The sequence below is a fragment of the Streptomyces sp. NPDC029152 genome (assembly GCF_055564355.1).
The window spans coordinates 265,398-291,017 of the sequence record NZ_JBVHWR010000003.1 but is presented as its reverse complement, the minus strand read 5'-3'; the positions used below and the strand labels follow the sequence as shown (position 1 = coordinate 291,017).

Annotated in this window: 27 protein-coding genes and 2 pseudogenes; 16 read left to right on the top strand and 13 right to left on the bottom strand. The window is 76.1% G+C overall.

Translation table 11 applies throughout. The annotated features are described in order from the left end of the window. Nucleotides 1-33: 33 nt before the first annotated feature. Entirely contained in the window at nt 34-255 is a 222-nt protein-coding gene (locus tag ACZ4V6_RS07995) for a hypothetical protein (RefSeq protein ID WP_467823735.1), read from the bottom strand. A gap of 115 nt (nt 256-370) precedes the next feature. Here ACZ4V6_RS07995 and ACZ4V6_RS07990 point away from each other — a divergent pair, with 115 nt between their 5' ends. The 4 genes from ACZ4V6_RS07990 (at nt 371) to ACZ4V6_RS07975 (ending at nt 5,838) form a co-directional block, all read left to right on the top strand. Further along, nucleotides 371-1,720 (top strand): helix-turn-helix domain-containing protein, encoded by a 1,350-nt coding sequence (locus tag ACZ4V6_RS07990; RefSeq protein WP_467823733.1) that lies wholly within the window; start codon nt 371-373, stop codon nt 1,718-1,720. Nucleotides 1,721-1,797: 77 nt separating this feature from the next. After that, nucleotides 1,798-2,505, top strand: coding sequence for a GAF and ANTAR domain-containing protein (locus ACZ4V6_RS07985; RefSeq protein ID WP_467823730.1), 708 nt, complete (start codon nt 1,798-1,800; stop codon nt 2,503-2,505). Nucleotides 2,506-3,066: 561 nt separating this feature from the next. Then, entirely contained in the window at nt 3,067-4,062 is a 996-nt protein-coding gene (locus ACZ4V6_RS07980; RefSeq protein WP_467823727.1) for a nucleoside hydrolase, read from the top strand. Nucleotides 4,063-4,167: 105 nt separating this feature from the next. Beyond that, nucleotides 4,168-5,838, top strand: coding sequence for a glycoside hydrolase family 13 protein (locus ACZ4V6_RS07975; RefSeq protein ID WP_467823724.1), 1,671 nt, complete (start codon nt 4,168-4,170; stop codon nt 5,836-5,838). A gap of 47 nt (nt 5,839-5,885) precedes the next feature. Here ACZ4V6_RS07975 and ACZ4V6_RS07970 read toward each other — a convergent pair whose 3' ends face one another. Together ACZ4V6_RS07970 and ACZ4V6_RS07965 are read right to left on the bottom strand one after the other, a co-directional pair. Then, complete coding sequence (locus ACZ4V6_RS07970) at nt 5,886-6,389, bottom strand: hypothetical protein (RefSeq protein WP_467823721.1); 504 nt, start codon at nt 6,387-6,389, stop codon at nt 5,886-5,888. Nucleotides 6,390-6,529: 140 nt separating this feature from the next. Then, the gene (locus ACZ4V6_RS07965) at nt 6,530-6,898 is read right to left on the bottom strand and encodes a DUF6479 family protein (RefSeq protein WP_467823718.1); all 369 of its coding nucleotides are present in this window, start codon (nt 6,896-6,898) and stop codon (nt 6,530-6,532) included. Between the two features lie 147 nt (nt 6,899-7,045). Here ACZ4V6_RS07965 and ACZ4V6_RS07960 point away from each other — a divergent pair, with 147 nt between their 5' ends. Continuing rightward, on the top strand, nt 7,046-8,671 hold the full coding sequence (locus tag ACZ4V6_RS07960) for a right-handed parallel beta-helix repeat-containing protein (RefSeq protein WP_467823715.1): 1,626 nt from the start codon (nt 7,046-7,048) through the stop codon (nt 8,669-8,671). Nucleotides 8,672-8,711: 40 nt separating this feature from the next. Here ACZ4V6_RS07960 and ACZ4V6_RS07955 read toward each other — a convergent pair. The 3 genes and pseudogenes from ACZ4V6_RS07955 to ACZ4V6_RS07945 form a co-directional block, all read right to left on the bottom strand. Continuing rightward, nucleotides 8,712-9,368, bottom strand: a pseudogene (locus ACZ4V6_RS07955) (serine hydrolase); the annotation flags it as partial. After that, nucleotides 9,341-9,619 (bottom strand): twin-arginine translocase TatA/TatE family subunit, encoded by a 279-nt coding sequence (locus tag ACZ4V6_RS07950; RefSeq protein WP_467823712.1) that lies wholly within the window; start codon nt 9,617-9,619, stop codon nt 9,341-9,343. The pseudogene ACZ4V6_RS07955 and the gene ACZ4V6_RS07950, both read right to left, overlap by 28 nt. A gap of 188 nt (nt 9,620-9,807) precedes the next feature. Continuing rightward, the gene (locus tag ACZ4V6_RS07945) at nt 9,808-10,809 is read right to left on the bottom strand and encodes a sporulation protein (protein WP_467823709.1); all 1,002 of its coding nucleotides are present in this window, start codon (nt 10,807-10,809) and stop codon (nt 9,808-9,810) included. Between the two features lie 285 nt (nt 10,810-11,094). Between ACZ4V6_RS07945 and ACZ4V6_RS07940 the strand changes: the two genes are divergently transcribed. The 4 genes from ACZ4V6_RS07940 (at nt 11,095) to ACZ4V6_RS07925 (ending at nt 14,423) form a co-directional block, all read left to right on the top strand. Beyond that, nucleotides 11,095-12,465 carry a hemolysin family protein gene (locus ACZ4V6_RS07940; RefSeq protein ID WP_467823707.1) on the top strand — a complete coding sequence of 457 codons (1,371 nt, stop codon included), beginning with the start codon at nt 11,095-11,097 and terminating at the stop codon, nt 12,463-12,465. After that, the gene (locus ACZ4V6_RS07935; RefSeq protein WP_467823704.1) at nt 12,462-13,484 is read left to right on the top strand and encodes a hemolysin family protein; all 1,023 of its coding nucleotides are present in this window, start codon (nt 12,462-12,464) and stop codon (nt 13,482-13,484) included. Before ACZ4V6_RS07940 ends, ACZ4V6_RS07935 begins: the two co-directional genes overlap by 4 nt. A 131-nt stretch (nt 13,485-13,615) precedes the next feature. Further along, nucleotides 13,616-13,981: a MerR family transcriptional regulator gene (locus ACZ4V6_RS07930; protein WP_467823701.1), complete on the top strand. Its 366-nt coding sequence runs from the start codon at nt 13,616-13,618 to the stop codon at nt 13,979-13,981. Nucleotides 13,982-14,219: 238 nt separating this feature from the next. Further along, entirely contained in the window at nt 14,220-14,423 is a 204-nt protein-coding gene (locus ACZ4V6_RS07925; RefSeq protein WP_003975194.1) for a cold-shock protein, read from the top strand. A 68-nt stretch (nt 14,424-14,491) separates the two neighbouring features. Here ACZ4V6_RS07925 and ACZ4V6_RS07920 read toward each other — a convergent pair whose 3' ends face one another. Continuing rightward, on the bottom strand, nt 14,492-15,856 hold the full coding sequence (locus ACZ4V6_RS07920) for a hypothetical protein (protein WP_467823699.1): 1,365 nt from the start codon (nt 15,854-15,856) through the stop codon (nt 14,492-14,494). Nucleotides 15,857-15,969: 113 nt separating this feature from the next. On the opposite strand from ACZ4V6_RS07920, the gene ACZ4V6_RS07915 reads away from it, so the two are divergent. Then, on the top strand, nt 15,970-17,211 hold the full coding sequence (locus tag ACZ4V6_RS07915) for a molybdopterin-dependent oxidoreductase (RefSeq protein ID WP_467823696.1): 1,242 nt from the start codon (nt 15,970-15,972) through the stop codon (nt 17,209-17,211). Further along, nucleotides 17,208-17,696, top strand: a complete 489-nt coding sequence (locus ACZ4V6_RS07910) for a hypothetical protein (protein ID WP_467823694.1) — start codon at nt 17,208-17,210, stop codon at nt 17,694-17,696. Before ACZ4V6_RS07915 ends, ACZ4V6_RS07910 begins: the two co-directional genes overlap by 4 nt. Nucleotides 17,697-18,061: 365 nt before the next feature. Here ACZ4V6_RS07910 and ACZ4V6_RS07905 read toward each other — a convergent pair. From ACZ4V6_RS07905 to ACZ4V6_RS07890, 4 genes and pseudogenes are all read right to left on the bottom strand, one after another. After that, nucleotides 18,062-18,352 (bottom strand): annotated as a pseudogene (locus tag ACZ4V6_RS07905) (SAM-dependent methyltransferase); the annotation flags it as partial. After that, nucleotides 18,349-18,981, bottom strand: coding sequence for a TIGR04282 family arsenosugar biosynthesis glycosyltransferase (locus tag ACZ4V6_RS07900; protein WP_467823691.1), 633 nt, complete (start codon nt 18,979-18,981; stop codon nt 18,349-18,351). The gene ACZ4V6_RS07900 and the pseudogene ACZ4V6_RS07905, both read right to left, overlap by 4 nt. A gap of 2 nt (nt 18,982-18,983) precedes the next feature. Then, on the bottom strand, nt 18,984-19,712 hold the full coding sequence (locus ACZ4V6_RS07895) for a glycosyltransferase family 2 protein (protein WP_467823689.1): 729 nt from the start codon (nt 19,710-19,712) through the stop codon (nt 18,984-18,986). A gap of 51 nt (nt 19,713-19,763) precedes the next feature. Further along, a complete protein-coding gene (locus ACZ4V6_RS07890; RefSeq protein WP_467823686.1) occupies nt 19,764-20,765 on the bottom strand; it encodes an NAD-dependent epimerase/dehydratase family protein in 1,002 nt (333 codons plus the stop codon). Nucleotides 20,766-20,992: 227 nt separating this feature from the next. Here ACZ4V6_RS07890 and ACZ4V6_RS07885 point away from each other — a divergent pair, with 227 nt between their 5' ends. From ACZ4V6_RS07885 to ACZ4V6_RS07865, 5 genes are all read left to right on the top strand, one after another. Beyond that, nucleotides 20,993-21,382: a sortase-dependent protein gene (locus ACZ4V6_RS07885; RefSeq protein WP_467823683.1), complete on the top strand. Its 390-nt coding sequence runs from the start codon at nt 20,993-20,995 to the stop codon at nt 21,380-21,382. Beyond that, complete coding sequence (locus ACZ4V6_RS07880) at nt 21,379-22,041, top strand: class F sortase (RefSeq protein WP_467823680.1); 663 nt, start codon at nt 21,379-21,381, stop codon at nt 22,039-22,041. The genes ACZ4V6_RS07885 and ACZ4V6_RS07880 overlap by 4 nt, the downstream gene beginning before the upstream one ends. A 61-nt stretch (nt 22,042-22,102) precedes the next feature. Beyond that, nucleotides 22,103-22,594, top strand: a complete 492-nt coding sequence (locus tag ACZ4V6_RS07875; RefSeq protein ID WP_467823678.1) for an RNA polymerase sigma factor — start codon at nt 22,103-22,105, stop codon at nt 22,592-22,594. Continuing rightward, complete coding sequence (locus ACZ4V6_RS07870; protein ID WP_467823676.1) at nt 22,578-23,120, top strand: hypothetical protein; 543 nt, start codon at nt 22,578-22,580, stop codon at nt 23,118-23,120. The genes ACZ4V6_RS07875 and ACZ4V6_RS07870 overlap by 17 nt, the downstream gene beginning before the upstream one ends. Nucleotides 23,121-23,154: 34 nt before the next feature. After that, entirely contained in the window at nt 23,155-23,517 is a 363-nt protein-coding gene (locus tag ACZ4V6_RS07865; RefSeq protein WP_467823673.1) for a DUF952 domain-containing protein, read from the top strand. Between the two features lie 38 nt (nt 23,518-23,555). Here ACZ4V6_RS07865 and ACZ4V6_RS07860 read toward each other — a convergent pair whose 3' ends face one another. After that, nucleotides 23,556-23,876, bottom strand: a complete 321-nt coding sequence (locus tag ACZ4V6_RS07860; RefSeq protein WP_467823671.1) for an SCO5918 family protein — start codon at nt 23,874-23,876, stop codon at nt 23,556-23,558. A 103-nt stretch (nt 23,877-23,979) separates the two neighbouring features. Further along, nucleotides 23,980-25,602, bottom strand: a complete 1,623-nt coding sequence (locus ACZ4V6_RS07855) for a DEAD/DEAH box helicase (protein ID WP_467823668.1) — start codon at nt 25,600-25,602, stop codon at nt 23,980-23,982. Nucleotides 25,603-25,620 lie beyond the last annotated feature (18 nt).

Here is a 25,620-nt window from a genome sequence, read left to right as displayed (position 1 = left end):
TGCGCGGCGCGGGCGCCCTCCCGCCACCGGAGGTCAGCCGGGACCGGGCCGCGGCGCCGGGGTGCTCCCGTCCGGCCGGGCGTCCGGCGCGAGGGAGCCGCCGGCCTCCTCCACCCGGACGCTCCCGCCCTCCGGGGGGTCCTCCGCCGACTGGGCCGGGCCCGCGTTGCCGGCCAGGATCAGGGCGGCCACGGCCACGACGGCGGCGGTGAGGCCCCTGGCGTACCGTTCGACGGTGCGTGTGCGGTCGGGCACGGCGTCCTCTGGGGGAAGGTGTGGGAGGCTTTCAAGCGCTGTTAAGCAGGCTTAATCCGCAATTTAACCTAGGGCCGCCGGAGCCGGACGGCAAGGGGCGCAGGGGGAGTTGGCAGTGGGGGACCGTGAAGACCGTGTGGCCATCGGACGGCGGGTGCAGCGGCTGCGGGCCGAGCGCGGGATGACGCAGCGGCAGCTCGCCGAACCGGCGTACACGCCCGCCTACATCTCCACCCTGGAGGCCGGCCGCGTCCGCCCCTCCGACGAGGCGCTGCGGCACCTCGCCGAGCGGCTCGGCGTCGGCTACGAGGAGCTGGCCACCGGCCGTCCGGCACGGCTCGCCACCGACCTGCGGCTGCGGCTCACCGAGGCGCGGCGCACGCTCGCCACCGGCGGCGCCGAGCGGGCGGCCGGCCAGTACGGCGAGCTGCTCGCCGAGGCCGAGGAGTACGAGCTGCCCGAGGAGCGGGCCGAGGCGCTGCTCGGGCTCGGCGAGTGCGCGGTGGAGACCGGCGAGCTGGCGAGCGGCCGGCGGTACTTCGAGCGGGCCGAGGAGTGCCTGGCCGACGCCGGCGCGCCGCTGCCGGCCCGGGTCCCGGCCCTGCGCGGACGCGCCCTCACCCACTACCTCGCCGGTGAACTCCGGTACGCCGTCTACCTCCTGGAGTCCACCCTCGACGAGCTGAACCGCGGCGGCCTGCACGACCCCGACGCGCTGCTGCTGCTCTACGCCAGCGTCATCGGCCCCTACATGGACATGGGCGCGCACGCGCGGGCCGCCCAGGCCGCCGAACTCGCCCTCGCCCTCGCGCCCCGGGCCGGCGACCCGGCGCTGGTGGCCCGCATGCACCGCTCCGTCGCCCGCACGCTGCTCGCCGAGGGCCGCCTCGCCGAGGCGGACGCCTCCCTGGCCAAGGCGGCCGAGCTGTACCGCACGCTGCAACTCCGCACCGAGCTGGCCAACTGCCACTGGATGCGCGGCTACGTCTGCGCCCAGAACGGCGAGCTCCCCCGCGCCGAGGAGGAGATGCGGCAGGCCCTGGACATGCTGTCCGCCACCCGTGCCGCCCTCTACAGCAGCCAGGTCGCCGTCGAGCTGGCCGACGTGCTGCACCGGCGCGGCAAGTCCGCGGAGGCGGCCGGACTGCTGCGCGGGGTGCTGGAGGACCTGACCTCCGAACGCGGTGCCGTGCACGCGGCGGGCGCGCACCGGCTGCTCGGCATCATCGCCGAGGACTCCGGCGACACCGAGGCCGCCGAGGAGCACTACGTGCGCGCGCTGAGCCTGCTGGAGCGGGCGGGCGCGGCCGGTGACCTGGCCGACCTGTGCCGGCTGCTGGGCGACCTGCTGCGCCGCACCGGCCGGGTGGAGGCGGCCCTGGACGCCTACCGCACCGGCCTCGGGCACCGCACGGCGCCCGGCACGACCACCCTGGGCCCGGCGCCCGCGCAGCCTCCGCTGTAGGGCCGGTCGTCCCGGTTTCCGCCGGTCGGTCACGGGTAGTCGGGCTTCCGGCCACGTGAGCGAAGGAGGCGGTGGGCGTGCCGGCCGGCGACCACTCCCGATGGCCCCCGGACGGCGGGCACGCCGCCGAGGTGCTCGGACGGCTCTGCAGGGTCGCGGTCAGGCTGCTGCCCGTGGACGGCGCGAGCGCGTCGCTGCGCGGCGGTGGCGGCCACCCGGTCCGGCTGTGCGCCAGCGGCGACCGTGCCTCGTACCTCGCGGAGGTCCAGGCCACCCTGGGCGACGGGCCGTGCGTCCTCGCCGCCGCGACGGGCGCCCCGGTGCTCGCCCGCGACCTGCGGTCCGGCGCCGACGCCGAACGCTGGCCCGTCTTCGCCCAGCAGGCGACGGCCGTCGGCGTGAGCGCCGTCCACGCGCTGCCGCTGGGCAGCGACACGGTGTGCGTCGGCACCCTGGACCTCTACCGCGACACCCCCGGCGGCCTCACCGGACCCGAGCTGAACACGGCCCGGCTCCTGGCCGGCGTCATGACCACGGCCCTGACGGCGCTGCCGCGCGAGGTGGAGTACGGCGACGGGGACGGGGAGGACGCCTGGCTGAGCGGGCTGGCCGGCGACCACGACGAGGTCCACCGGGCCGTCGGCATGATCATGGCCCAGCTGGGCGTCGGCTCCGACGAGGCCCTGGCCCGGCTGCGCGGCGCCGCCTTCGCCCGGGGACGCACCGCCCGCGACGTCGCCCGCGACGTCCTCACCCACCGGCACCGCTTCGACCGCGACGGCTAGGACGGCCGGGGGTGCCGTCCGGACCCCGCCGGGGTCGCGAGGCGCCGTCGCCCGGAGCCCTCCTGACCCGAACGACACCCCCGGCGACCCGGTGGAGCGGGGGCCGCGCCCGCCCCGCCACCGGGTCCCCGCTTGTCGTCCGTCGGGTTCCCGCTTGTCGTCCGCCGTCTCCATGGCCGTTCGCCGGCTGCGGCGCCCGCTGTCCACCGCCGCCGGGTTCCCGCTTGTCGTCCGCCGTCTCCATGGCCGTTCGCCGGCTGCGGCGCCCGCTGTCCACCGCCGCCGGGTTCCCGCTTGTCGTCCGTCGGGTCCCCGCTTGTCGTCCGCCGTCTCCACGGCCGTTCGCCGGCTGCGGCACCCGCTGTCCACCGCCGCCGGGTTCCCGCCTGTCGTCCGTCGGATTCCCGCTTGTCGTCCGCCGTCTCCACGGCTGTCCGCCGGCTGCGGCACCCGCCGCCCGCCGCCGCCTGCCCGGGCGACCGCGCGCGGCCCCTGCCGGGGAAGCCCGGCCCGGCCGCGTAGGGTCGCCGCACCGGCCCCCGCAGCGCAAGGAGCCACGCCGTGCCGACCGATCCGCACCCGCACCCGCACCCGCCCGTCCCGGTGATCATCGACTGCGACACCGGCATCGACGACGCCCTGGCCCTGCTGCTGGCGGTCCGCCACCCGGGGCTCGAGCTGCGGGCGGTCACCTGCGTGGCCGGGAACACCGACGTGGACGGCGTCGTGCGCAACACCCTCACCGTGCTGGAGCAGGCCGGCGCCCCCGGCGTCCCCGTCGCCCGGGGCGCGGAACGACCGCTGATCGAGGCCGTGCGCACCGCCCGGCACGTGCACGGCCGCGACGGCATGGGCGACCTCGGCCTGCCCGCGCCCGTCCGCACCCCCGTCGACGTGGACGCGGTGACGCTGCTGCGCCGCGAGATCCTCGCCTCCCCGCGCCCGGTCACCCTGATCCCCACCGCGCCCGCCACCAACATCGCCCTGCTGCTGCGCACCCACCCGGAGGTGACCCGCAACATCGAGCGGATCGTGTTCATGGGCGGTGCGGTGGCCACCGGGAACGCGACGCCGGTCGCCGAGTTCAACGTCTGGCACGACCCGGAGGCGGCGGCGATCCTGCTCACCGCCGGGGTGCCGATCACCATGTACGGGCTGGACGTCTTCCAGCGCGTGGTCGTCCCCGGCCCCGACGTGCGCCGCCTGCGCGCGAGCACCGAGCCCGGCACCCGGCTCGCCGGTGAGCTGCTCGCCCACCGCGGCCCCGCCACCGACGAGACCGACCCCGGCGGCGGCCTCGGCGACGCGGGCGCGGTCTGCGCGGTCGCCGACCCGGCGGGCCTGACCACCCACCGGCTGCCGGTCGAGGTGTCCCTCGCCCCCGGCCCGGCCCGCGGCCAGACCCTCGTCGACCGCCGCGTCCGCCCCGGCGAGTCCGAGATCCACGAGGGCACGCGCGAACAGCCGCTCGTGGACGTGGCGTTGGACGTCGACGTGACCCGGTACGTGGACCTGTACCTGAGCGCGGTCGAACGCCGAAACGCACCGGGTACCTAGGACGGGGGCCCGCTCACCGGCGCGTCCCGCCGCCCGCGCGTTCACTTCTGGGGTGATGTGGACAGATCTGTTCCTGTCGCCCGCACGCACCGCGAAGGAGACCGCGTGACCGTCCGCAGCACCACCAGCACGCCCGACCTGTCGTCCAAGGACCCCAACTGGTGGCGGCAGGCCGTCATCTACCAGATCTACCCCCGCAGCTTCGCCGACGCCGACGGCGACGGGCTCGGTGACCTGCGCGGCATCACCCAGCGCCTGACCCACCTGGCCGCCCTCGGCGTCGACGCCCTGTGGCTCAGCCCGTTCTACCCGTCCGAGCTGGCCGACGGCGGCTACGACGTCGACGACCACCGCGACGTCGACCCGCGCCTGGGCACCCTGGACGACTTCGACGCCCTGGCCGCCGAGGCCCACCGCCTCGGCCTGAAGGTGATCGTCGACCTGGTCCCCAACCACACCTCGCACCGCCACGCCTGGTTCCGCGAGGCCCTGGACGCCGGTCCCGGCTCGGCCGCCCGCGACCGCTACGTCTTCCGGGACGGCCGCGGCGAGCACGGCGAGCTCCCGCCCACCGACTGGCAGTCCGTCTTCGGCGGCAGCGCCTGGCAGCGGGTGCCGGACGGCCAGTGGTACCTGCACCTCTTCGCGCCCCAGCAGCCCGACCTGAACTGGGAGAACGAGCAGGTCCGCGCCGACTTCCGCACCACGCTGAAGTTCTGGTGCGACCGCGGTGTCGACGGCTTCCGCGTCGACGTGGCCCATGCGCTGGTCAAGGACCTCACCGAGCCGCTGCGCGACCTCGGCGCCCCCGGGCTGAGCAGCGAGACCGCCCTCGCGGAGTTCGCCCCGGGCACCCACCCCTTCTACGACCGCGACGACGTGCACGAGGTCTACCGCGACTGGCGCAAGATCCTCGACGCCTACAACCCGCCGAGGACGGCGGTGGCCGAGGCCTGGGTCCCGGGCGCCCGGCGCGCGCTGTACGCCCGCCCGGACGAGCTGGGCCAGGCCTTCAACTTCGAGTACCTCCAGGGCCGCTGGGACGCGGCGGAGCTGCGCGGGATCATCGCCGGTTCGCTGGCCGACGCCGACGCCGCCGGCGCCTCCGCGACCTGGGTGCTGTCCAACCACGACGTGGTCCGCCACGCCACCCGGCTGGTCCTGCCGCCCGGCACCGACACGGACGCCTGGCTGCTGTCCGGCGGCCACGCCCCGGCGGTCGACGAGCGGGCGGGCCTGCGCCGGGCCCGCGCGGCGACGCTGCTGATGCTGGCGCTGCCCGGCTCGGCGTACGTCTACCAGGGCGAGGAGCTCGGCCTGCCGGAGGTGGCCGACCTGCCCACCGAGGTCCTCCAGGACCCGATCTGGGAGCAGACCGGGCACGTCCGCAAGGGCCGCGACGGGTGCCGGGTGCCGCTGCCGTGGACGACGAGCGGGCCGTCGTACGGCTTCGGCGCGGGCGGGGCCTGGCTGCCGCAGCCGCCGAGCTTCGCGGAGTACTCCGTCCAGGCCCAGGACGGGGTGGCGGGCTCGACCCTGGAGCTGTACCGCACGGCCCTGCGCCTGCGCCGCAAACTGCTCGACGGCGAGTCGCTGACCTGGGCGGACGACGTGCCGCCCGGCGTGCTCCAGTTCGACCGCTCGGACGGCTGGCGCTGCGTCGCCAACCTCTCGGACGCGCCGGTCGACCTGCCGGCGGGCGAGGTGGTGCTGACCAGCGTGCCCCTGGAGGACGGCCGGCTGGGGCCGGACACGACGGCGTGGCTGGTGGGGTAGCGGTGTCGCGTCGCGCGCGGCCCGCCCGGTGCGGGCCGCGCGGTCCCTCAGTAGCGCACCGCGCGGGCCACCACCGCCCGCACGTCCCCGGACAGGTCGTGGGTGCTGCGGGCGGTGGCGCCGCCGGACCGGCCGGCGGGAACGTCGTCGACGGTGACGACGACCGTGTCGAGCAGGGCGCCGTCGGGGCCGGTGAAGTTCATCTGCACCGCGAAGGACTTCGTCCCGTCCGCGGTGTTGCGGACGGTGACGTCGACCGTGGTGCGCCCGTCGGCGTCGGTCCTCGGCGTCCCCGCCCTCACGTCGCCCTTGACGTCGGCGCCCGCCGTGATGTCGTCGAGCCACCGGCCTGCCTCCGCCGTCGCCGAGGCCAGGGCGTCCGAGCCCTCGGAGGCGAGCGAGGACGCGGCCGAGGCGGCCCGGCTGACCGCCGAGCTCGCGGGATTCGTGGGGGTGCCGCCGCTGTCGCCGCCGTCGTCGGAGCAGCCCGCCAGCACGGCGGCCGCCAGCAGTGTCACCACCGCCGCCCGGCACGCCCGGGGACCGGTCATGTCGCCTCCAGGGACCTCGTACGCGTCCGCTCCCGCGAGGACACGCGGGGTCCCTCCCAGTCAAGGCGCCCCGCCGCCGGACCGCAGCCGGTGCTCGCCCGGACGAGGCCGGACGGAGGGCGACGGAGGGCGGCGGAGGGTCAGATGCGCCCCGGGCTGCCGCTGCCGAAGGAGCCGCTCGACCCCGGCAGCCAACGGCGCCGGCTCTGGTCCGCTCCTCGCCGGCTGCCCGAGTGATGGAGCTGGTACGGCATCAGCCGTGGGCTCCCGTCGGTGTTCAGCGGGATCTCGTCCGGTTCCCGGATCTCCCGTTCCTCGTGGACGGGGCCGGTGGGGGGGAGGTGAGGCTGTTCGTCGGCGCGGGGGCGGGGCGACTCCTGCTCCATGGCCCTCATGCCGATGCGCACGGCCAGGATCAGCACGCCCGCGATGACCAGCCCGCCGATGAAGGCCCCGGCCAGGTTGAGCGCGTGCGAAGCGGCCAGCAGTTCATACGTTGCCGTACTCATGTTCTGATTATGTACCCCGGATTGAGATAAAGCGCCCGGTATGTCCCGGTGGTTGAGGGCGGCGGAGGTCTGGTACCCGGTACGCAGCGAGCGGCGGTGCGCCGGTGGGCGGCCCGCCGGAGCGTCACCGGCGGAAGGAGCGCGCGTATGACTGCGCCGTTGACGGCCGACGCCCACGAGCACGGTCTGGCCGGGGACGGCACCACCGACGACGGGCCCGCCCTGCAGGAGCTGGTGGACGCGCTCGGTGACGCCACCGCCGCCGACGGCCGGCCGCGCACGGTCCACGTGCCCGCCGGACGCCACCTGATCCGGGACCGGCCCGTGCGCTGGCGCAGCGGCGTCTCGCTCGTCGGCGCCGGCCGGGGGACGACCTGCTTCGTCCTCGCCAACCCCGGCGCCCCGGAGCAGCCCGTGCCGCTGGCCTGGTTCACCACCGCCCAGCACGGCGCCGGGCGGGACCGCCACATCGCCGACGTCACCTTCGCGCACTTCGAGATCGACGGGTCGGGGGTGCACACGCCCGAGTACGACGTGCTGGCCAAGGGCCTCGGGCTGCAGTACGTGCTGCGCGGGCGCTTCAGCGACCTCCACATCCACGACACCGCCGCCACCGGCTTCGGCTGCGACTTCCTCCAGGACACGGTGGTCGAGGGCCTGCTGGTCGAGCGGTGCGGCCGGCAGGACGCCGGGGAGCAGATGGGCGGCGCGGGCATCGGGATCGGGGTCGGCGGCTGGGGGCCGGTGGAACGGCTGACGGTCACCGCCTGCACCGCCGTCGGCAACGGCACCAACGGGATCTTCCTGGAGCTCCAGAAGGACGACTGGACGCCGCCCCGGGGCATCCGCGTCACCGCCTGCCACACCGAGGACAACCGCTACGGCATCTCCGACTGGGGAGCGGACGGGCTGCTGGTGACGTCCTGCACGATGCTCGGCAACCACGTCGCCGGGTTCGACGTGTCGGCGCAGGGCACGACCTCGGTCGGCGGCCGGGGCGGCATCGTCACCGGGTGCGTGATCGACGGCAACCCGGGCGACGGGATCGCGCTCGGCAACACGCCGGGCCCCTACGCGTTCCGCGGCAACCGCGTCAGCGGCAACGGCCGCTACGGGTACTGGCAGCACAATCTCGCCGGGGGCGACCAGGAACCGGCCCGGGACATCGTCCTGGAGTCCGACGACATCCACGACAACGGCCTGGACGGCGTCCGCGTCGACGCCGCCCTGCACGAACCGGCGGTCTTCGGCAACCGGATCCGGGACAACGGGCGCCGGGCCGCGCCGGCGGCGCGCGGGGGCGGCGCGGGCGTGGACTTCGGGCCGCTGTCCCTGACCGACGAGAGCGCCGACTGGCTCCCGGGCGGCCACCGCGGCAAGGAGCTGACGGTCGGCGACGGGAACGGCGCGGTCACCGCCCTGGTCGCCGACAACACCGCCACCGGGCTCCTCCTCGTCCCCGGGCGTCCCGGCGCCACGACGGCCTGGCCCGGGGGCACCCCCGCCCCCGGCACCGCCTACCGCCTCCCGGCCGCCCCGGAACCGCGCTGCGGCATCACCGCGGCGGCCGCCGTGACCCACCCGTACGTGCACGGCAACCGCGTCCGCGACGACGGGCACCCCCGCACCCAGACCCACGCCCTGTGGATCGCGCACGAGGCCACCTGGACCGGCGGCCGGGTCTCCGGCAACGACTTCGGCGGCAACGCCTCGGCGGCCACCCGCTTCGACTCGGCCCCGAACGGCGGGCGCTGGCGGGACAACGACCGCTGAGCGCGCCCGCCGGACGCCCGCCCCGGCGCGTCACCGTGCGTCACGGCGCCCGCAGCGCGTCCACCGCGATCCGGGCCGCCGTGCCGATCACCGCGTCGGCCGCCGGGAGGGTGGCCGCGGTCCGGGCGGTGCGGGTGAAGACGGCCACGGCGTAGCGGCCCCCGTCGGGGTACTCGACGACGCCGACCTCGTTGCGCAGGGTCGGCAGGGTGCCGGTCTTGCCGGCCACGTGCACGTCGTCGAAGGGGAAGCCCGAGGCCAGGCGGTGCGGCCAGACCTGGAGGCCCAGGATGCGGCGCATGGCGGCGCCGTACTCGGGCGGGCAGGCCTCGTCCCGCCAGACGGCGGTGAGCAGGCGGGTCATGTCGCGCGGGGTGCTGTGGTTGGCGCGGGCCGGGTCCAGGGACCGCAGCCGGGTGATGACGTGCGGGCCGGCCAGTGCCCGGGCGCCGTCCGGTCCCGCGTCCTCCCGCATCGCGGCGAGCATCTCGCCGAAGGACGACACGGCCCGTGTGCGGGTGAGGCCGAGCCGGGCCGTGGTGCGGTTGACGGCGTCCAGGCCGACCCGTTCCAGCAGCAGGTCGGCGGCGGTGTTGTCGCTGACGGACATCATCAGGAACGCGGCGTCGCTCCCGGACGACCCGTCCTGAGACGCGTCCCGCCGGGCCGTCAGGCCCGGGCGTCGCCCCGGTCCGGTCCGGCGCCGGCGTCTCCCGGGCCGGTGGCACCGCCGCCGGCGGCGTCCTCGCGGCGGACCGTCTCGCCGGGGATCACGCGCGGCGTCCCCGGGTCCCCCGCCGGGGCCTGCTCGTCCTTCGCCGCCCGGGCCTCCGCCTTGAGGATGCGCGCCGACCTGCCCGCCGAGCGGGCCAGGCCGGGGAGCCTCTTGACGGCGAGGACGGCTATGACGACGACGAGAATGATCGCGAGCTCGCTCAGTCCGAACACGGGGCTCCCCAGGTGACGTGCGGTCCGGGCCCGTGTCGCGGGCCCGGTCGGAATCTACGGCAGGAAGGACCCCGGGTCGATCGGGGTCCGGCGGGGCCGCCGGCCGGCGGCCGGACGCGGGCGGCGGCGGGCCGAGGCCGGGGCGGGCGCCGCGGACGACGGTCCGCCCGTCCTCGCCCCGCCGTCGCTCACCCTTCCTCCCCCTCGTCCCCCTCGTCGCCCTCGTCGCCCTCGCCGCCCTCGAAGAAGTCCCCGATCTCGTCGACGGCCTCGGCCGCCACCATGCCGCCGACGACGCCCACCGCGAGCCCGGCCGCGCCCGCCGCGACGGCGGTGCCGACGCCCGGACCGGAGTGGTGCCCGGGCTCGTGCCCGTGGCCGCCCCCGTGCCCGTACACGGCGTGGGAGCCGTAGGACGCCCGGTGCTCGACGAGCTCCCGGACCCAGCCGTCGACGAGGGCACCCCAGTCCTGCACCGCGGTTCCCCCGTGCGGCACGGTGAAGCGGCTCAGGGCGTCGTGGCCGCCCCCGAGGAGACCTCCGCGCTTGTCCGCCTCCAGGACCACCTCCAGCCCGCCGGGCGCGGCCAGGAAGGTCAGCTCGATCTCGTCGGCCTGGTGGGCGTACTGCGGGGCCGGGGCGAGCTCGATCTCCTGGTAGAAGGGCAGCTGCTGCCCGGTGCCGCCGATGCGGCCGTACTCCAGGTCGGCCGACTTGAAGCCGAAGCCGAGCTGCCCGAGCGCCTCCAGGACGGCCTCCTGCGCGGGCAGGGGCGCCACGGCCAGCGGGTCGAGGTCGCCCTTGTCCCGGGCACCGGCGACCGCCAGCTCGGTGCGCACGCCGAGGACGACGCCCAGCGGCTGCCCGTGCAGCTCGGTGACCGGGGTCTCCCAGGGCAGCGTCACCGTGAAGGGCACGCTGCGCCGCTCCTCGGCGGCCAGCCGGAAGCCGCCGCCGACGGTGAACCGGTCGAAGGCGACGACGCCCTCGCTCTCCCCGTCCGCGTGCTCGGCCTCGACCCGGGCCACCAGCTCCAGGGTGATGTGCTCGACGTCGACCTCCGTGGTGCCGCCGACGAGGTCGACCCGGCCCGTCAGCGCACCGCCCGGCCGGGCCGGCGCGGGGTCGAGGACCGTGTCCACCGTGGGCCCGCCCACGCCGAGGGAACCGAGCAGCCGCTTGAACACCATCGAGGCGTTCACTCCTTCACGTTCGTGCCGGGGGACATGCGTGCGGGGAACAACCGGAACCGTCCGGCCGTTCTCTACAGGCGAGTAGAAGCATAGGGGTCCGCGGACTCCCGCTGTCTTTGCTCGTCCTTTACCATGTGAGGGAAACCCCGGGCGGACCACACCGCCCCCGCCGACCCCGTCAAAGGAGTCCCGTTCCGCAATGGAGCCCCCCAGTACCGGCCGTGCCGACATGGACGGTCCGCCAGCCCCCCTGCACGCGCGTGAGGGAAGCGGGGTGGCGCGGTGACCGAGGTCCTGCTGCTCCTGCTGGCCCTCCTCCTCACCCTGGCCTGCGCCGTCTTCGTCGCGGCCGAGTTCTCGCTCACCACCGTCGAGCGCGGTGACCTGGAGCGTGCCGCCGAGTCCGGCGAGCGCGGCGCCGACGGCGCCCTGAAGGCCGTGCGCGGCCTGACCCTCCAGCTCTCCGGCGCCCAGCTCGGCATCACCGTGACCTCGCTGGTCATCGGCATGCTCGCCGAGCCGTCGCTCGCGGCGCTGCTGCGCGGCCCGCTGACGGCGGCCGGCCTGGGCGGTGCCGCCTCCACGGTGGCGACCGTGCTCGGCGTGGCCGTCTCCACCGTCGTCCTGATGGTCGTCGGCGAGCTGGTCCCCAAGAACTGGGCGATCTCCAGCCCGCTGGCGGTCGCCAAGGTCGTCGCCGGCCCGCAGCGCGGCTTCACCGCCGCGTTCGGCCCCTTCATCCGGCACCTGAACAACACGGCGAACCGTTTCGTCCGCCGCTTCGGCCTGGAACCGGCCGAGGAACTGGCCTCCGCCCGCAGCCCCGAGGAGCTGGTCGCCCTCGCCCAGCACTCGGCCGCCGAGGGCGCCCTGGAGGCCGACTCCGCCGAGCTGTTCGTGCGCACCCTGCACCTGAGCGAGCTGACCGCGGAGAACGTCATGACGCCGCGCGTGGACGTCAAGGCCCTGGAGGCCCACGCCACCGCCGCGGACGCCGCCAACCTCTCGCACGCCACCGGCCTGTCCCGCTTCCCGGTCTACCGGGACAGCCTGGACGAGGTCATCGGCACCGTGCACATCCGCGACGTGCTGGCCCTGGAGCCCGAGCGGCGCGCGGCCACCCCGGTCACCGAGCTGGCCACCGCGCCGCTCCTGGTGCCGGACAGCCTGCCCGCCGACCGCCTCCTGGAGCGCATGCGCGCCACCCGCACCATGGCCGTCGTCATCGACGAGTACGGCGGCACCGCGGGCGTGGCGACCGTCGAGGACATCGTGGAGGAGGTCGTCGGCGAGGTGCGTGACGAGCACGACCCCGTCGAGGTGCCCGACCTGCTGCCCGCCCCCGCCCGGGCGGACGGCCGCGCGGCCTGGGTGGCCGACGGCTCGCTCCGGCTGGACCGGCTCGCGGCGATCGGCCTGACCGCGCCCGACGGCCCCTACGAGACCCTGGCCGGCCTCGTCGCCACCCACCTGGCGCGCATCCCCGCCGAGGGCGACGTCATCGACCTGGACGGCTGGCGCCTGGACGTCCTGGACGTCGACCACCACCGCGCCGACCGCCTGCGCATCACCGCCCCGGCACGGCCCGAGCCGGCCGCCGAGCCGGCGGAGCCGGCGGAGGCGTCCCACCGGGAGCCGGAGGTGGCCCGATGACCGCCGTACAGCTCCTCGTCGGCGCCCTGACGCTGCTGACCAACGCGTTCTTCGTCGGCGGCGAGTTCGCCCTGATCTCCGTGCGCCGCAGCCAGATCGAGCCGCGCGCCAAGGCGGGCGACAAGCGGGCCCGGATGACCCTGTGGGGGCTGGAGCACCTGTCGGCCATGATGGCGACGGCCCAGCTCGGCATCACCGTCTCCTCCCTGGTGCTCGGCGCGGTCGCGGAACCGGCCATCGCGCACCTGATGGAGCCGGCCTTCGAGGCCGTCCACATGCCGCACGCGCTGGTCCACCCCGTGGCCTTCGCCATCGCCCTGGCCCTCGCGACCTACCTGCACATGCTGATCGGCGAGATGATCCCGAAGAACATCGCGCTGGCCGCCCCGGCGACCACCGCGCTGGTCCTCGGCCCCCCGCTGGTCGCCCTCACCCGGGCGCTGAAGCCGGTCGTCTTCGGCATCAACGCCTTCGCCAACACGCTGCTCAGGCTGCTGCGGGTGGAGCCGAAGGACGAGGTCGAGGCCGTCTTCACCGACGACCAGCTGGCCCGCATGGTCGTCGACGCCAGCGAGGCCGGGCTGCTGACCCCGGCCGACGGCGAGCGCCTGCGGGACGCGCTGGAGCTGGGCACCCGCCCGGTCGGCGAGATCCTGGTCCCGGCCCAGAAGATGCGCACGGTCGACCACACGGTCACCCCGGCCCAGCTGGAACGCCTGGCCGCCGAGGCGGGCTACTCCCGCTTCCCGGTCACCGGCCCCGGCGGCACCGTGCTCGGCTACCTGCACATCAAGGACACCCTGGGCATCACCGACCGCGACCGCCCCTTCCCCCGCAGCGCCCTGCACCGGGTCACCCGGGTCCGCATCGACACCCCCCTCGACGACACCCTCACCGCCCTGCGCGCCGAGGACAGCCACCTGGCCGCGGTCACCGGCGGGACGGGCACGGTCCTGGGCTTCGTGACGATGGAGGACGTCCTGACGGAACTGGTGGGACCGGCGCCGGTGGCGCCCTGACCCGGTTCGCCGCACCGGTCGGATATGTGTTCGCCGCAGCAGGTATCCGACCGGCGCGACTAGAGTTCAGGTGTGGGGGAACGGATTCCCCGCGGCGGGCCGTGTCCTCGGCGGTCCGCGGGAAGGTATGCATGCCCTCGGAGAGCAGGCTGGACGCCGAAGGCCGGACACCGGCCGCCGACCGGCTCGACGACGATCACTACCCGGCCTACACCATGGGAAGGGCGGCCGCCCTGATCGGCGCCACGCCCGGGTTTCTCCGCGCCCTCGGTGAGGCGGATCTGATCAGCCCCATGCGGTCGGAGGGCGGCCACCGCCGGTACTCGCGGCAGCAGCTGCGCCGCGCCGCCCGGGCCCGCGAACTGGTCGACCAGGGCACGCCGATCGAGGCCGCCTGCCGCATCGTCCGGCTCGAGGACGACCTGGAGGAGGCGCTGCGGATCAACGAGGAGCTGCGCCGCGCGGCCGAGCGGCCCGGGGACGGCGGCCGCGGGTGAAAATCTGACACCGGCGAAACAGATATTCGCGGGTAAGCGAGAAGATATCCGCATTCCCATTCTCGCAGTGATTTTCGCCGTGATTAGTCGCCCGGGCCTCCCGGCTATTCCGTGCTAGTCTCGACATCAGTTGCAGTTGTGGTTGCCATTCGCGTTACCGGTTTTCCGGGCAGGTGATCATCGCAGCGATGGGAAGACCCGCACGGTGCGGGTCTTCAGCACTGCTTAGGAGAAAAACATGGCTTCCGGTACCGTGAAGTGGTTCAACGCCGAAAAGGGCTTCGGTTTCATCGCGCAGGACGGCGGCGGCGCCGACGTCTTCGCCCACTACTCGAACATCGCCACCCAGGGCTTCCGTGAGCTCCAGGAGGGCCAGCGGGTGAACTTCGACGTCACGCAGGGCCAGAAGGGCCCGCAGGCGGAGAACATCGTTCCCGCGTAACACGCGCGCAGCGCACAGGAGGGCCCGCACCGAAAGGTGCGGGCCCTTCCGCGTGTGCCCGGGCCCGCTCACCAGCCGGTCGCGAGCAGATGGTTGAGGAGCAGCGCCAGTACCGCCTGCGCCGCCAGCCACACCCGCGGGCGGTCCAGGAAGGCGCAGGCCGGCAGCAGCCACAGGGCGAAGGGGAGCCAGATGCGTTCCGTCTCCGCCTTGCTCATGCCGGACAGGTCGGCGGCCAGCAGGGCCAGCAGCCCGGCGGTCACGAGCACCGCCGCCCGGCCGTCCTCGGGGTCCACGGTCCCGCCGCGCCGTCCGGCCAGGAGCACGCCCCCGGACCGCCGCAGGCCCGCCACCGTCGCCAGGCCCGTGATGAGCACCGCGCAGGCGAGGTCGGCCCACACCCAGTAGCCGTACGGCCGGATGCCGGCCGCCCCCTGGTAGTACCGCTCGACCAGCAGGCGGTACGCCTCCCACCAGTCGAACCCGGCCACGGTGAACGCCACCGGCACCGCCGCCGCCCCCGCCAGCAGCGGCACGAACAGCACCGGCCGCTCCCGCACCCCGCGCCGGCCGAGCCACAGCACCGCCGCGCCGATCACCGCGAACAGCGTCAGCCCGTACGACAGGTAGCAGGTCAGGCCGAACAGCAGCCCCGAGCCCGCCGCCCACCACAGCGAGCGTCCGGTGACCGCGAGGGCCAGCAGCGCCACGGACCAGGCCGCGACCGCCGCGAAGTACCCGTCGGCCGACGTGCCCACCCACACCGCGGCCGGCGTCACCACCAGGAAGGGCGCCGCCCGGCGGGCGAGCCGTTCGCCGGCCAGCGCGCGCACCGCCACCAGCACCGCCAGGCACCCCGTGGCGCCCACGGTGATGCACCAGGCCCCGGCCCAGCCCCCGCCCCCCAGCCCGATCCGGTCGAGCAGCACGAAGGTGAGCGTGGCCGCCGGAGGGTGACCGGCGACGTGGGCGGGCCAGTTGTCGGGGGAGTCGATCAGGATGTGGCGGGTGAAGTCGCGCAGGGTCGCCGGGACGTCGTGCCAGCGGTCGATGACCCGGAGGTACTCGAAGCGGGTGGTGAGCCGGACCGCGACGCCCCGGTGCCAGCCGTCGACCAGGGCGAGGGACCAGATCCAGGCCGTCGCCGCGCCCCAGGACGCGGCGAGCAGCGCACGCCACGGCAGGCGGGCGGCGACGGACGGGCCGTACACCGCCGTCGCCACCGCCGACAGGACGGCCGCGGGCGTGCCGGGGCCGACGTGCGGGTCCCAGCGGCCGACCAGCGGCGGCCAGCCGACCAGCAGCGAGTGGTCGGTGGCCTGGAGGTGACGGCCGATCAGCACGGCCGCCGTCACGAGGAGCACGGCGGGCACGACGGCGTACAGATCGCGAAGACCGCGGGAGTCGCGGCGGCCGGGGCGTTGGCGGATCACCTCGGCACCGTAGGCCGCGGGACGGGCCGGGGACTGGTGCACGCGGCGGACGTCAGCGTTTCGTCACGGGTCGCGGACCGGTCCCGCGGCCGGTCCCGGCCTACGGTCGGGGCATGCGCGACCTCGCCTCACGGCTCCCGTCCTCCCCGGGCTTCTGGCGCAGCCCGCTGCGGGGCCGCCGGTTCACGGCGGTGCTCGGCCTCGTCCTGCTCGTCGGCGTCACCGTGCTGTTCGTGACGGGCCTGCTCTCGTACGCCGCCTACAACCCCGGCCTCGACCCGGTCAACGACAAGACCCCGGACAAGGGGATCCTCGGCTTCTACCTCTTCGCGTGGCCGGCCGGCCCGGCCTGGCTGTACCGCCTCGACCAAGGTGTCCACGTCACCCTGGGCCTCACGCTGATCCCGGTGCTGCTGGCCAAGCTGTGGTCGGTCGTGCCGCGGCTGTTCGCGCTGCCGCCGGTCCGCTCGCTCGCCCACGGGCTGGAGCGGATCTCGCTGCTGCTGCTGGTCGGGGGCGGGCTGTTCCAGTTCGTGACGGGGGTGCTCAACGTCCAGCTGGACTACGTCTTCCCCGGCTCCTTCTACCCGCTGCACTTCTACGGCGCCTGGGTGTTCTTCGCCGCGTTCGCCGTGCACGTCGCGCTCAAGACGCCGCTCGCGCTGCGCGCCCTGAGGACGCCGCGCGACGAACGCGACGACGACCTGGCCGCCCCGCGGCCCGACCCGCCCACCGTCTCCCGGCGCGGGGCGCTGTGGCTGGTCGGCGGCGGCTCGGCGCTGATGTTCGTCACCAACGCCGGCCGCAGCTTCGACGGACCGCTGCGGGAGACGGCCGTGCTCTCGCCGCACGGCGGGCCCGAACCGGGGAACGGTCCCAACGGGTTCCAGATCAACAAGACGGCCGCGTACGCGGGCATCGACCCGGCCGAGACCCGCGAGGACGCCTGGCGGCTCGTCGTCACCGGGCGCACGGGAACCGTCCGGCTCGGCCGGGCCGAGCTGCTGGACATGGGGCAGCACAGCGCGGCGCTGCCCATCGCCTGCGTCGAGGGCTGGTCGACGTCCGACCAGTGGTGGCGCGGCGTACGGCTGCGGGACCTCGCCGCGCGCGTGGGCTTCGAGGACGACCCGCCGGACGTGTTCGTGGAGTCCCTCCAGCGGCACGGCGCCTTCCGCAGCGGGGCGCTGCGCGCCAACCAGGTGGCCGACGCGCGCTCCCTGCTCGCGCTGTCCGTCAACGGGGAGACGCTGAGCGCGGACCACGGGTATCCGGCGCGGATCATCGTGCCCGCCGCGCCCGGTGTGCTGAACACCAAGTGGGTGACGAGGCTGACGTTCGGAGACCTGGGGTGAGCGCCGTGACGAAGTGGACGCGGGACCACGCGGCCGGGTGGCGGTCCGTGACCGGCAGCCCCCTCCAGATCCTCCTGCTGCTCTGCTCGTTCGCGCTCGCCGGGTACGCGGGCGTGCGGCTGCTCGCCGGCGACGGGCTCGGCGTGGCCCTGTGGTTCGTGGGGGCGGCGCTGCTGCACGACCTCGTGCTGCTGCCGCTGTACGCGGTGGCCGACCGGGCGGTCGTCCGCGGACTGGACGCGGCCGGGCGCCGGGCGTGGGTGCTGTACGTACGGGTTCCGGCCGCGTTCTCCGGGCTGCTGCTGCTCGTGTGGTTCCCGCTGGTCAGCGGCCGGGTGGACCGGCGCTACCGGTCGGTCGCCGGGCTGTCGGCCGAGGGCTTCTCGACCCGCTGGCTGCTGATCACGGCCGTGCTGTTCGGTGGCTCGGCCCTGCTCCTGACGCTGCGCGGCGCGACGAACCGGCGGACGCCCGACGTCCACTGAGCGGCGGTCCGCCGGCCGGCGCCCGCGTGGCGCAGCAGGGCGGGCGTGCCCGGACGGGTCCACGGGAAGGGGCTGCCCGCCGCGTGGCCGGCGGTGACGCCGACGACCTGCACCCGGGCGCGTTCGCCGACGTCGGTCCCGGCCGTCTCGGCGATCAGCGGGCCGCCGGGCGCGAGCGGGGCGGCCACCCGGGCGGGCAGGGCACGGGGGTCGCCGCCGATGCCGACGTCGCCGTCCATGAGGAGGACGGTGCCCCAGCGTCCCCCGCCGGGCAGCGGCTCGAAGACGGAGCGGCACAGCGCCTGGCCGCCGAGCCGTACGGTGCGGGCGACGGCGGCCTCGCTGACGTCGATGCCGAGGACGGTCCGGCCCCGGGCGGAGAGCTCCGCCACCAGCCGGCCGGGCCCGCAGCCCACGTCGAGCACGGCGCCCTCGCACCGGTCCAGCACCTCCCGGTCGGCCGCGTCGGCCCGGTCGCACCGGCGCTCCGCCTCCAGGGGCAGCAGCCGGCCCGTCCGCGCGGCGCGGGAACGACGGCCCCCGGCCGGCGCGCAGGGCGGCGGCGTAGGAGCCGGAGGCGGCCCAGGGGACGGGGGCCGGGGCGGCGCCCGGCCGGCCCGGGCACGGCTCGCCGCCCCGTTCGCCGAGCCGCTCATCGGCCCGTCCGCTCGTCCGTGAGCGCCGGGCACCCGGCCAGCCGGGCGGCGAAGCGGCCGTGCGGGGCCAGTCGGGCGACGGCCCGCGCGTCGGCGGCGGTGTCCACGTCGCGCAGCGGCGGCAGGTCGCGCACCCGCAGCCCGGCCGAGACGAGCCGCGCGCGCTGCACCGCCCCCGTCACCGGCGTCGACATGGGCACGCCCCGCAGCAGACCCGGGGCGGGGCGGGCCAGGCCCAGCGCCCAGAAGCCGCCGTCCTCGGCCGGGCCGAAGTACGCGTCGCACCCGGCGAAGTCCACGGCGAGCAGCTCCGGCGTCACCTGCGGGGTGTCCATCCCGACCAGCAGGGCGGGCCCGTCGCACCCGGCGAAGGCGTCCGCGAGCCGTTCGTCGAGCCCGCCCGCGCCCTGCGGTACGACGTCGAAGCCGGCCGGCAGCCAGGGGCCGGGGGCGCCGTCGAGCACCAGCACCCGGCGCCGAGCGGGCGCGGCGGCCACGGCGCTCAGGGTGTCGGCGAGGGCCGCCTCGGCGAGCGATGCCGCCTCGGCGGGGGAGCAGGGCGGGGTGAGGCGGGTCTTGACCCGGCCCGGACGCGGCTCCTTGGCGATGACGAGGAGGGTGGTCGCCATGCTCACCGTGAGTTCCCCCCGCGGGCCGTGTGACGCGGGACCGGCCCGGCCGGATCCTCGGCCAGGACCCGGCGCATGTCCCGCACCGCCTGCCAGGTGCCGCGCCAGGTCCCCGTCACCTTCGAGGCCCCGGCGCGGGGCAGGTAGGGGACGTCGTGCTCGGTGATCCGCCAGCCCGCGTCGGCGGCGCGCACCACCATCTGGAGGGGGTAGCCGCTGCGCCGGTCGGTGAGGCCGAGGGCGAGCAGCCGCTCGCGGCGGGCGGCGCGCAGCGGGCCGAGGTCGCGCAGGCCGAGGCCCGTGCGACGGCGCAGCATCCGGGCGAGCGCGAGGTTGCCCGCGCGGGCGTGCGCGGGCCACGCGCCCCGGCCCCGGGGGCGCCTGCGGCCGAGCACCAGATCGGCCGTGCCGGCGCGGATCTCGCGCACGAAGGGCACCAGCAGGACCGGGTCGAGGGAGGCGTCGCAGTCGCAGAAGCAGACGACGTCGGCGGTGGCGGCGGTCAGCCCGGCGTGGCAGGCGGCGCCGAAGCCGCGGCGCGGCTCGGTCACGACCGTCGCGCCGAGGGCGCGGGCGAGGTCCGCCGAGCCGTCGGTGGAGCCGTTGTCGACGACGAGCGCGCGCCAGCCGTCGGGGATCCGGGCCAGGACCCAGGGGAGCGCCCCGGCCTCGTTCAGGCAGGGCAGCACGACGTCGACATCCGGGGCGGGCGAGGTGGTCACGGCCCTCACCCTACGAACCCGAACCGGGCGAACCGGACGAACCGGCGGGGACGCACGGGGTCAGGCCCCGCGCGGTTCCGCCCGCGCGAACTCCCGCATCCCCTCCGCGAACCCCACCCGCGGCCGCCAGCCGAGTTCGGCCCGCAGCCGCGAGGAGTCGGCGGTGATGTGGCGTACGTCGCCGAGGCGGTACTCGCCGGTGACGACCGGATCGGGCCCGCCGTACGCGGCGGACAGGGCGGCGGCCATCTCGCCCACCGTGCGCGGGTCGCCGCTGCCGGTGTTGTAGACCGTGAGCGTCCCGGCCGGCGGCGCGGCCTCCAGCGCCGCGACGTTCGCCGCGGCCACGTCCCGCACGTGCACGAAGTCCCGGCGCTGGCGGCCGTCCTCGAAGACGCGCGGGGCCTCGCCGCGGGCGAGCGCGGAGCGGAAGAAGGACGCGACGCCCGCGTACGGGGTGTCGCGGGGCATCCGGGGTCCGTACACGTTGTGGTAGCGCAGCGACACCGCCGCCGCGCCGGTCGTCCGGGCCCAGGCGGCGGCCAGGTGCTCCTGGGCCAGTTTGGTGCCGGCGTACACGTTGCGCGGGTCGGCCGGGGCGTCCTCGCCGACGAGGCCCGGGGCCAGGTCCGCGCCGCAGACCGGGCACGCGGGATCGAACCGGCCCGCGTCCAGGTCGGCGACGGCACGCGGCCCGGGCCGCACCGTCCCGTGCCGGCCGCACGCGTACCGCCCCTCCCCGTACACGACCACCGACCCGGCCAGCACCAGCCGCCGTACGCCCGCCTCCGCCATGGCGGTGAGCAGCACGGCGGTGCCGAGGTCGTTGCGCGAGACGTACTCCGCCGCGTCGGCGAAGCCGTTGCCGAGCCCGACCATCGCCGCCTGGTGGCACACGGCGTCCACCCCGGCCAGCGCCCCGGCGACGGCCGCCGGGTCGCGCACGTCGGCGCGGGGGTCCTCGCGGACGTCGTAGCCGACGGGCTCGTGCCCGTGCGCCCGCAGCGCCTCCACGACGTGGGACCCGATGAACCCGGCACCGCCGGTGACCAGTACGCGCATACGGCCACGCTAGGTCCGCGGGGGCGCCGGGGCGGGGCGCCCGGCCGGCACGTCACGGGTCCGCGGGAAGCGGGCGGGCACGGCCGCCCCGGCGACTTTGCCATCTCTTTGCAACCCGCTCCGCCGCCGCCTCGTCTCTCCGCTCGGTCCGCGATCCACGCGACCACGCGTCCCGCCCACCGACCACGGGCGGGCGGACCGACCGACCGACGAGAGAGAGCGACCCGATGCGCCGCACCGTCCTCAGTGCCCTGGCCCTCGCGTGCACCGCCGTACTGGCGGGCACCGTCCCCGCGTTCGCCGACGACCCGACCTCCGCACCCGGCAGCAGGCCGAGCCCGGTGCCGTCCGTCAGTTCCCCCGCCCCGGCCGCCGAGCCGAGCGAGGTGCCGGTGCCGGTGCCGTCCGTCAGCTCCCCGGCCCCGGCCGCCGAGCCGGGCGGGACCCCGGGCGGTCAGGTCTCCGCCGTGCCCGAGGGCGCGCCCGACACCGGCGCGACGGCCCCGTCGTCCCCCGGGGACGGTGGCACGCTCGTCGGCGCGGGCGCCGGCACGCTGCTCGCCGCGGGCGGCGCGGTCGCCTTCGTCGTACGCCGCCGCCGGGCGACCGGGGCGTGAGCGCGTTCTCCCGGCGCGCCCTGACCGGCCTCGCCCTGGCCTCGCTGCTCGTGGGCTGCGGCGGCGGGCACGGGGCCGAGGAGGCCGCCACCCCACCGCCCGCCCGCACGGCACCCCCCGTGCGGTCCCACGACGGGCCGGTGCGGCCCCTGGGGCGGTCGGTCCCGGTCGGCCTGCGCATCCCGGCCATCGGGGTCGACACCCCGGTGATGCGGCTGGGACTGGAACCGGACGGCACGGTGCAGGTGCCGCCCGTCACGGACCACGACCGCGCGGGCTGGTACCGGCATTCGCCGACGCCGGGGCAGGTGGGGCCGTCGGTCGTCCTCGGCCACGTCACGGTCGGCGCCCACGGGGACGGCGTCTTCCGCCACCTCGCGCGGCTGCGCCCCGGCGACCGGATCGAGGCGCGCCTGGAGAACGGCACGGTCGCGGTGTTCACCGTCACGTCCGTGCGCACGGTGGCGAAGGCCGACTTCCCGACCCAGGACGTCTACGGGGACGTGGACCGCCCGGAGCTGCGGCTCATCACGTGCGGCGGCCCGCACGACGGCCACGGCTACCGGGACAACGTCATCGCCTTCGCCGCGCTGTCCGCCACGGCGTCCGCCACGGACACGGCGTCCGCCGGCGCGCCGACGGCTTCCGCGCCGTCGTGACCGCGGGAACGCGCACCCCCGCACCGGCGTCTTCCCCCTGCCCCCACGACCATGGAGAGCGTTGAAACGGTCCCGTGACAGGGCGGCGTCCGAGCTGTTCGCCGCCCTCTACCCCCGTCTGGCCGGCTGGTGCCGCCGCCTCGTCGACGACGACGGGACGGCCCACGAGATCGCCTCGGAGGCGTTCACCCGGCTCTGGGCCCGCTGGACGTCCGTGGACGAGCCCCGCGGTTTCCTCTACGTCACCGCCGCCAACCTCGTCCGGGACCACTGGCGCAAGCTGGAGCGCGAGCGCCGGGCCGTGCGCCGGGTCACCGCGGAGGTCGCCATCCGCCCGCACCCCGAGCAGGCCGACCCCTCGGTGCGCCTGCTCGTGCAGTCCCTGCCGGAGCGACTGCGCGTGCCGATCCTCCTCCACTACTACGCTGACATGCCGATCCGGGAGGTGTCCGTGCTGACCGGGCGCAAGGAAGGAACCGTCAAGGCCGATCTGCACGCGGCCCGCGAACTGCTCCGCGTCCATCTGAGGAGAAGCCTTGACCACACGCTTTGAGGACGATCCGGACGGCCCGGAACACGCGCACGACGATCCGCACGACCCGCTGCTGGTGGTCCTGCGCCCGGATCCGGACTTCCTGGGCCCGCCGCCGGGCCGCTACGAGGCGATCCGCCGGGCGGCGTCCCGGCGCCGTCTGCTGCGGGCCGCCGCCGGGGCCGCCGTGACCTGCGCCGCCGTCGCCGCCCTGGTCACGCTGCCCGTCCCGTGGACGGACCCCGGCCCGCCGGCCCGCCCGGCCGTTCCGCTGGCGCCCCCGGCCGTCCCCTCGCCGTCGCCGTCCGCGCCCTCGCCGTCCGCGCCGCCGCCGTCCGCGCCGTCGCCGTCGCCGTCCGCGCCCGCTCCGTCCGACGCCCCGTCCCGGGACCCGGGCCGGCCGGTCCCCCGCACGTCCGTCCCCGTCGAGCCGTCCGCCGGGCCGAGCACGTCACCGGCCGTGGGCCGGCCGGCGCCGGCGACCTCGGTCCCGCCCCCGGCCGGGCCGGCGGCCCGCCCGGGCACCGCGGCCACGCCCTCGGCGTGAGGACGCGAAGGCGTACCACCGGGACAATCGGACGATGATCTATCACGTCGTACCGCTCGCCGACTGGGACGCCGACCCCGGCCGGCCGTACGCGCCCGCGTCGCTCGCCGAGGACGGTTTCGTCCACTGCTCACCGGACGAGGAGACGACCCTCGCCGTCGCCGACGCCTTCTACCGCACCGCTCCCCGGCCCCTGCTCGCCCTGGGCATCGACGAGGAGCGGCTCACCTCGCCGTGCGTGTGGGAGGCGGCGGCCCCCGCCCCGCCGCCCGGGGTGGCCGAAGGCACCCTGTTCCCGCACGTGTTCGGACCGGTCGACCGGGACGCCGTCGAGCGGGTCCTGGAGGTGCGGTGGGACGACGAGGGCCGGGCGGCCGGTCTGGCCGCCGCCGGCTGATGCCGTGGCCCTCGTCCGTCCCGCCGTCCGGCGCGGCCTCAGCCGTCCAGCGGCGAGGCGCCGCCGAGCAGCGCCGAAGCGGTCTGCACCGGCGTGGCGGCGGGCGCGGGTTCGGGTGCGGCCCCGGGGGCGGGGTGGCAGGTGAAGCCGAGCCGGGCCATGGCCCGGGTGACCTCGCCGCCGGTGAAGTCACGGCGGTCCTGACGGGTGATGACCGCGCCGACCTGCTTGACGGGGTAACGGCGGCGGCCGATGGTCACGGACTCACCCGTGATGGGCTCGGGCGTGACGCCCTTCATCGAGCTGAGCACTCCGTCCTTGGTCAGGTCGAAGGGGTACCGGGCGATGACACAGCGCATGACGCCTCACAGGGGGAAGGGAGGGAATCGGAGGAGTTGCCGTTCGTGGTGGCCGTTCTGCCGGACGGGGCCCCGGTGCCGGGGCCCCGGTCGTGCCGACGGTCTAGGCGGCCGAGTCGCCGGAGGACTGCCGCCGAGGCCTGCGCCGGGGCGTCTCCCCGGCGGTCCGCCCCTGGGCGGAGCCACCCTGCGCGGACCGGCCCTGTCCCGTGCGCCCCTGACCGGTGCCGCCGCCCTGACCGGTGCCGCCGCCCTGGGCGGTGCGGCCCGGTGCGCCGCCGCGGCCACGGCGGCCACGGGACGGGGAGCCCCCGGACGCGGCGCGTCGGGGACGCTCCACGGCCGGCGCGGTGATGACGACGGGGACGCCGGACGGCGCCTGCGCGCCGGTGATGCGGGTCAGCTCCGCCTCGCCCGACCGGACCGGGGTGATCTGCGGGGTGATGCCGGCCGACGCCATCAGCCGGCTGATGTCACGGCGCTGGCCGGGGGTGACCAGGGTGACGACGCTGCCGGACTCGCCCGCGCGGGCCGTACGGCCGCCGCGGTGCAGGTAGTCCTTGTGGTCGGTGGGCGGATCCACGTTGACGACCAGGTCGAGGTTGTCGACGTGGATGCCGCGGGCCGCGACGTTGGTCGCCACCAGCGCCGTGACGTGTCCGTCCTTGAACTGGGCGAGGGTCCGCGTGCGCTGCGGCTGGGACTTGCCGCCGTGCAGGCCCGCCGCGCGGACGCCGCTGTTCAGCAGATGCTTCACCAGCTTGTCCACGGCGTGCTTGGTGTCCAGGAACATGATGACCCGGCCGTCGCGCGCCGCGATCTCGGTGGTCGTGCGGTGCTTGTCCGTCTCGTGCACGTGCAGCACGTGGTGCTCCATCGTGGTGACCGCGCCGGCCGACGGGTCGACGGAGTGGACCACGGGGTCGCTCAGGTAGCGCTTGACCAGCCGGTCGACGTTGCGGTCGAGGGTGGCGGAGAAGAGCAGCCGCTGCCCGTCGGGGCGCACCTGGTCGAGCAGGGCGGTGACCTGGGGCATGAAGCCCATGTCGGTCATCTGGTCGGCCTCGTCCAGGACCGTGGTCTCGACGTCGTCCAGCCGGCAGTCGCCCCGGTCGATGAGGTCCTTGAGGCGGCCGGGCGTCGCGACGAGGACCTCGGCCCCCGCCCGCAGGGCGCCGGCCTGCTTGCCGATCGACATGCCGCCGACGACGGTGGCCGACCGCAGGCCCACGGCGCGGGCGTACGGGGTGAGCGAGTCGGTGACCTGCTGGGCGAGTTCGCGGGTGGGAACGAGGACGAGGGCGAGCGGCTGCCGCGGCTCGGCACGGCGTCCCGCCGTACGGGCCAGCAGGGCGAGGCCGAAGGCGAGGGTCTTGCCCGAACCGGTACGGCCGCGGCCGAGCACGTCACGGCCGGCCAGCGAGTTGGGCAGGGTCGCCGCCTGGATCGGGAACGGCTCGGTCACGCCCTCGCGGCCGAGCGCGGCCAGCAGGGCCGGCGGCATGTCGAGGTCGGCGAAGGACTCCACGGCGGGCAGCGCCGGGGTGATCGTCTCCGGCAGCGCGAACTCGCCCTGGGGAGCGGCCGGCCGGCGTCCGGAGCCCTGGGCGCGGCGCGGACCGCCGGACCGCCCGGAGCCTTCGGAGAACCGGCCGCCGCCCTTGCCGGAGCCCGGGGCTCCGCCGCGGGTGCGGGAGAAACGGCTGTTCGTTCGTGTGCGGTTCATGGGGAACCTTCCTTGATA

Bases quoted from the DNA above. Each gene is read 5' to 3' on its own strand.
- ACZ4V6_RS07915 (WP_467823696.1), top strand. From the start codon at position 15,970: ATGCGCGACCTCGCCTCACGGCTCCCGTCCTCCCCGGGCTTCTGGCGC.
- ACZ4V6_RS07855 (WP_467823668.1), bottom strand. From the start codon at position 25,602: ATGAACCGCACACGAACGAACAGCCGTTTCTCCCGCACCCGCGGCGGA.
- ACZ4V6_RS07945 (WP_467823709.1), bottom strand. From the start codon at position 10,809: ATGGTGTTCAAGCGGCTGCTCGGTTCCCTCGGCGTGGGCGGGCCCACG.
- ACZ4V6_RS07965 (WP_467823718.1), bottom strand. From the start codon at position 6,898: ATGAGTACGGCAACGTATGAACTGCTGGCCGCTTCGCACGCGCTCAAC.
- ACZ4V6_RS07890 (WP_467823686.1), bottom strand. From the start codon at position 20,765: ATGCGCGTACTGGTCACCGGCGGTGCCGGGTTCATCGGGTCCCACGTC.
- ACZ4V6_RS07970 (WP_467823721.1), bottom strand. From the start codon at position 6,389: ATGACCGGTCCCCGGGCGTGCCGGGCGGCGGTGGTGACACTGCTGGCG.
- ACZ4V6_RS07900 (WP_467823691.1), bottom strand. From the start codon at position 18,981: ATGGCGACCACCCTCCTCGTCATCGCCAAGGAGCCGCGTCCGGGCCGG.
- ACZ4V6_RS07865 (WP_467823673.1), top strand. From the start codon at position 23,155: ATGATCTATCACGTCGTACCGCTCGCCGACTGGGACGCCGACCCCGGC.
- ACZ4V6_RS07930 (WP_467823701.1), top strand. From the start codon at position 13,616: ATGCCCTCGGAGAGCAGGCTGGACGCCGAAGGCCGGACACCGGCCGCC.
- ACZ4V6_RS07960 (WP_467823715.1), top strand. From the start codon at position 7,046: ATGACTGCGCCGTTGACGGCCGACGCCCACGAGCACGGTCTGGCCGGG.
- ACZ4V6_RS07860 (WP_467823671.1), bottom strand. From the start codon at position 23,876: ATGCGCTGTGTCATCGCCCGGTACCCCTTCGACCTGACCAAGGACGGA.
- ACZ4V6_RS07885 (WP_467823683.1), top strand. From the start codon at position 20,993: ATGCGCCGCACCGTCCTCAGTGCCCTGGCCCTCGCGTGCACCGCCGTA.
- ACZ4V6_RS07935 (WP_467823704.1), top strand. From the start codon at position 12,462: ATGACCGCCGTACAGCTCCTCGTCGGCGCCCTGACGCTGCTGACCAAC.
- ACZ4V6_RS07925 (WP_003975194.1), top strand. From the start codon at position 14,220: ATGGCTTCCGGTACCGTGAAGTGGTTCAACGCCGAAAAGGGCTTCGGT.